Source organism: Diaphorobacter sp. LR2014-1 (assembly GCF_002916785.1).
GTDB classification, from domain to species: Bacteria; Pseudomonadota; Gammaproteobacteria; order Burkholderiales; family Burkholderiaceae_C; genus Diaphorobacter; species Diaphorobacter nitroreducens.
Genome location: NZ_MTBE01000081.1, coordinates 1 through 4,015, shown reverse-complemented (window position 1 = coordinate 4,015; position 4,015 = coordinate 1). Strand labels below are relative to the sequence as shown.

Genomic DNA, 4,015 nt, shown 5'->3' with positions numbered 1-4,015 from the left:
AATACAAAGGACACCCACTTTAGTTGCCTCAATCCGTAGCACTGCCTACACTGAGGCCGCATGCCCCGCCCCCGCTAAGCCTGCTGGCCAAACAACATATGCCAACAATTTTGAGAGTGGATGGATTTCGGTTCTATTTTTATAGCCACGAGCCGAACGAGCCGCCCCATGTGCATATCGACAAGGATGCAGCGACCGCCAAAGTGTGGTTACATGATGCGGCGGTTGCACGCAGCATGGGTTTCTCTGCACAAGATTTAAGCAAAATTCAACGGATGGTGAAAATTCACCAATCTTCTTTAAAGGAGGCATGGAATGCATTCTTTGGCACCTGAAACAGACGTGCGCGCAATGCATGTGGTCGTAGAAGATGCGCGTTTGGTGGTCGATTTGATGGACGGGCGCACGATTGCGGTGCCGTTGGTCTGGTACCCCAGATTGGCCAACGCCACGCCCCAGCAACGCAGCCATTGGGAGCTGGCTGGTGGGGGCTATGGCATCCATTGGCCTGATATTGACGAAGATTTGAGCACCGAGGGGCTGCTGCGCGGCGCCAGGGCGCCTCAGGTGGGCTTGAAGCCATGACCCGCCCACGTTCTAGCCTGATTTCGCTGGCCGACACGCCCTGGTACCACGTCGTCAACCGCTGCGTGCGCCGCGCATTTTTGTGCGGACATGATGCCGCCACGGGCGGCAACTTTGACCACCGCCGGGGCTGGATAGAAACGCGCATCCGCGAGCTGGCCTCGGTCTTCACCATCGACGTGGCGGCCTATGCGGTGATGAGCAACCACTACCACGCCGTGCTGCGGGTGGACGCTGCCCGCGCCGAGGCCCTGGGCGACGATGAGGTGCTGCGCCGCTGGACGCAGCTGTTCACCGGTCCGGTGCTGGTGCAGCGCCACTTGGGCGGCGTGCCGCTGGGCGAGGCGGAGCGCCTGAAAGTGCGCGAGTTTGCTGCGCTGTACCGGCAGCGGCTGGCCGATGTGTCGTGGTTCATGCGCGTGCTCAACGAAACCATTGCCCGCCAGGCCAATGCCGAGGACGGCTGTACCGGGCGCTTTTGGGAAGGGCGCTTCAAAAGCCAGGCGCTGCTGGACGAGCAGGCCCTGCTGGCCGCCATGGCCTATGTGGACCTCAACCCCATTCGCGCCGGCATGACCGAAAGCCTGCAGGACAGTGCCCACACCTCCATTGCCGCGCGCCTGGCCGAGCTGCTGGGCCAAGCTTTTGTGCCCGTGCGGGCACCTGTGGCAGCGACCGCACTGCCTGCCTTGCCCCAGACTGCGGATGAAACGGCACCCACGCCAAGCCCGCAATGGCCCAGCCTGCGATCAGAAGAAGAGCTATCAGCGCTGCCCGAGGCACCGTTGATGCCATTTGACCCCACCAGCCGCTTTGCGCAGGCGGTGCCGTTTGGCCTGGAGGAATACCTGGACCTGGTCGACACCATGGGTCGCGTCGTGCACCCGGCCAAGCGCGGCGCCATTCCCGCCGGCACGCCGCCCCTGTTGGGCCGCCTGGGCATGGATGCCGAAGCCTTCATTGCCGCGGCCGACCATTTCTTCAAGGACTTTGCCAGCGCCGTGGGCACGCCCGCCAAGCTGATCGAGCTGGCCGCCCACCGACAGCAGCGCTGCCTGCGTGGCCTGGCTGCGGCCAAGAGGGTGTTCGAAGCCAAAGCCGCGTAAGGCAGGCGCTACTGCCGTCACTCTGCGCACGGGACGTCGCGCGGCGTGGTAGGGGTGTGCCCAGCCCCCATCTAGCGAACGCAAACAGCTATTAAATAAATAGCAAAAAGCAGGTGCTCAACCAGCGCATTCATTAATGCGAGCTTGAGCGCGGTGGTGTCGAAGTCTTGGCGATCAAGCCGATCCAGAATCGCCAGCGCCAGCGTCGCCACACGCCGCCAAGGCGGGTTTCGGCATCAAAGGCGGCGATGGTAAAAATTCATTCTTATATGAATTTCATATAAGACTTGCTGCTACACTCCGCGCCACACCATGGATTCCATTCTTCGCATTCCCCTGAACGCTTCGCCCGAGCAGGCGCAGCGCTTGCAGGATTTGCAGCGCGGCTTTGCACAGCTGTGCAACGCGCTGGCGCCGCTGGTGCAGTCCACGCGTAATTAAAAGGACACCCACTTTAATTGCCTAAATAAACAGCATTCTTTAAACTCCTGCCCATGACCCGTCCCCGCTCCTCCCTCGAAATAACGTAACTACAATAAGTGCTATGCAGATCGAGTTCGACCCCGACAAGCGCGACAAGACACTCGCAGAGCGTGGCTTGGATTTCGCCCAGGCTGGCGAGGTGTTCGCCGGGGTGAATGTCACGGCAGAAGATGCCCGTTTTGACTATGGTGAGCCACGGTTCACTACCGTCGGTGTGTTGGATGGCCGGATGGTTATCTTGGTCTGGACGCCTCGCGGCGAGGTTCGCCGCATCATCAGCATGAGGAAAGCCAATGAACGTGAAATCGCAAGATTCGCCCAAGCCCTGGGTTGACCCAGACGACGCGCCGGAGTTGACGCAAGATTTCTTCGAGCAGGGCGAGTGGAAAATCGGTGAGCAGCCAGTATCTGCCCCAGAAGGCGCGGCTGCGCTGCGTGAGGCACTTTCCCGTGGCCGCCCCAAGGCGCAAAGCACCAAACAGGCCCTGACGGTGCGCTACGACGCGGAGGTCATCGCGGCCTTCAAAGCCACCGGCAAAGGCTGGCAGACACGCATGAATGATGCCTTGAAAGACTGGCTGCAGACGCATTCGCCAGCGTGACATCATGACCCGCCCCCGCGCATCCCTGATCTCGCTGGCGGACACGCCCTGGTACCACGTCGTCAACCGCTGCGTGCGCCGCGCTTTTCTGTGCGGCCAGGATGCGGCTACCGGTCAGTGCTTTGAACACCGCCGGGGCTGGATAGAAACGCGCATCCGTGAGCTGGCCTCGGTCTTCACCATTGACGTGGCCGCCTATGCGGTGATGAGCAACCACTACCACGCCGTGCTGCGCGTGGACGCAGCCCGCGCCCAGGCCTTGGGCGACGATGAGGTGCTGCGCCGCTGGACGCAACTGTTCACCGGCCCATTGCTGGTGCAGCGCTACCTGAGCGGCTCGCCCGCCGATCCCCTGGGCCAGTCCGAGCGCGACAAGGTGGCCGAGTTTGCCGCGCTGTACCGCCAGCGCCTGGCCGATGTGTCGTGGTTTATGCGCGTGCTCAACGAAACCATTGCGCGCCAGGCCAATGCCGAGGAGGGTTGCAAGGGGCGCTTTTGGGAGGGGCGCTTTAAAAGCCAGGCGCTGCTCGATGAGCAGGCGCTGCTGGCCGCCATGGCCTACGTGGACTTGAACCCCATTCGCGCTGGCATGGCCCAGAGCCTTGAGGACAGCGCCCACACCTCTATTGCCGCGCGCCTGGCCGAGCTGCAAGGCCGGGCTTTTGAGCCGGTGCGGGCACCTGTGGCGGCGCCCGCACTGCCTGCGTTGCCCCCAGAAGCTGCGGGTGAAGCGGCCCCCACGCCGCGCCCACCATGTCCCAGCCTGCGCTCAGAGCAAGAGCTATCGGCGCTGCCCGAGGCACCGCTGATGCCGTTTGACCCCACCAGCTGCTTTGCGCAGGCGGTGCCGTTTGGCTTGGAGGAATACCTGGACTTGGTCGATACCATCGCCAATACAAAGGACACCCACTTTAGTTGCCTCAATCCGTAGCACTGCCTACACTGAGGCCGCATGCCCCGCCCCCGCTAAGCCTGCTGGCCAAACAACATATGCCAACAATTTTGAGAGTGGATGGATTTCGGTTCTATTTTTATAGCCACGAGCCGAACGAGCCGCCCCATGTGCATATCGACAAGGATGCAGCGACCGCCAAAGTGTGGTTACATGATGCGGCGGTTGCACGCAGCATGGGTTTCTCTGCACAAGATTTAAGCAAAATTCAACGGATGGTGAAAATTCACCAATCTTCTTTAAAGGAGGCATGGAATGCATTCTTTGGCACCTGAAACAGACGTGCG

9 protein-coding genes are annotated in these 4,015 nt (G+C 61.4%); 8 read left to right on the top strand and 1 reads right to left on the bottom strand.

The window, feature by feature from the left end; translation table 11 throughout:
• The first annotated feature begins 98 nt into the window (after positions 1-98).
• The 3 genes from BV908_RS21900 to BV908_RS21890 are packed head-to-tail and all read left to right on the top strand — an operon-like array spanning position 99 to position 1,691.
• Complete coding sequence (locus BV908_RS21900) at positions 99-335, top strand: DUF4160 domain-containing protein (RefSeq protein ID WP_103738567.1); 237 nt, start codon at positions 99-101, stop codon at positions 333-335.
• Complete coding sequence (locus tag BV908_RS21895) at positions 316-585, top strand: DUF2442 domain-containing protein (RefSeq protein WP_103739147.1); 270 nt, start codon at positions 316-318, stop codon at positions 583-585. The genes BV908_RS21900 and BV908_RS21895 overlap by 20 nt, the downstream gene beginning before the upstream one ends.
• The gene (locus BV908_RS21890; RefSeq protein ID WP_103739146.1) at positions 582-1,691 is read left to right on the top strand and encodes a transposase; all 1,110 of its coding nucleotides are present in this window, start codon (positions 582-584) and stop codon (positions 1,689-1,691) included. Before BV908_RS21895 ends, BV908_RS21890 begins: the two co-directional genes overlap by 4 nt.
• Before the next feature lie 71 nt (positions 1,692-1,762).
• Here the strand turns inward: BV908_RS21890 and BV908_RS22580 are convergent, their stop codons facing one another.
• Positions 1,763-1,903: a hypothetical protein gene (locus tag BV908_RS22580; protein ID WP_172751421.1), complete on the bottom strand. Its 141-nt coding sequence runs from the start codon at positions 1,901-1,903 to the stop codon at positions 1,763-1,765.
• A gap of 100 nt (positions 1,904-2,003) precedes the next feature.
• On the opposite strand from BV908_RS22580, the gene BV908_RS22945 reads away from it, so the two are divergent.
• The 5 genes from BV908_RS22945 to BV908_RS21870 all read left to right on the top strand — a co-directional run bounded on the left by BV908_RS22945 (position 2,004) and on the right by BV908_RS21870 (position 4,003).
• A complete protein-coding gene (locus BV908_RS22945; RefSeq protein ID WP_281631040.1) occupies positions 2,004-2,132 on the top strand; it encodes a hypothetical protein in 129 nt (42 codons plus the stop codon).
• Between the two features lie 103 nt (positions 2,133-2,235).
• Positions 2,236-2,508, top strand: a complete 273-nt coding sequence (locus tag BV908_RS21885) for a BrnT family toxin (protein WP_103739201.1) — start codon at positions 2,236-2,238, stop codon at positions 2,506-2,508.
• Entirely contained in the window at positions 2,468-2,776 is a 309-nt protein-coding gene (locus BV908_RS21880; RefSeq protein WP_103739200.1) for a BrnA antitoxin family protein, read from the top strand. Before BV908_RS21885 ends, BV908_RS21880 begins: the two co-directional genes overlap by 41 nt.
• A 4-nt stretch (positions 2,777-2,780) precedes the next feature.
• A complete protein-coding gene (locus tag BV908_RS21875) occupies positions 2,781-3,707 on the top strand; it encodes a transposase (protein ID WP_210434053.1) in 927 nt (308 codons plus the stop codon).
• Between the two features lie 59 nt (positions 3,708-3,766).
• Complete coding sequence (locus BV908_RS21870; protein ID WP_103738567.1) at positions 3,767-4,003, top strand: DUF4160 domain-containing protein; 237 nt, start codon at positions 3,767-3,769, stop codon at positions 4,001-4,003.
• Positions 4,004-4,015: the final 12 nt, after the last annotated feature.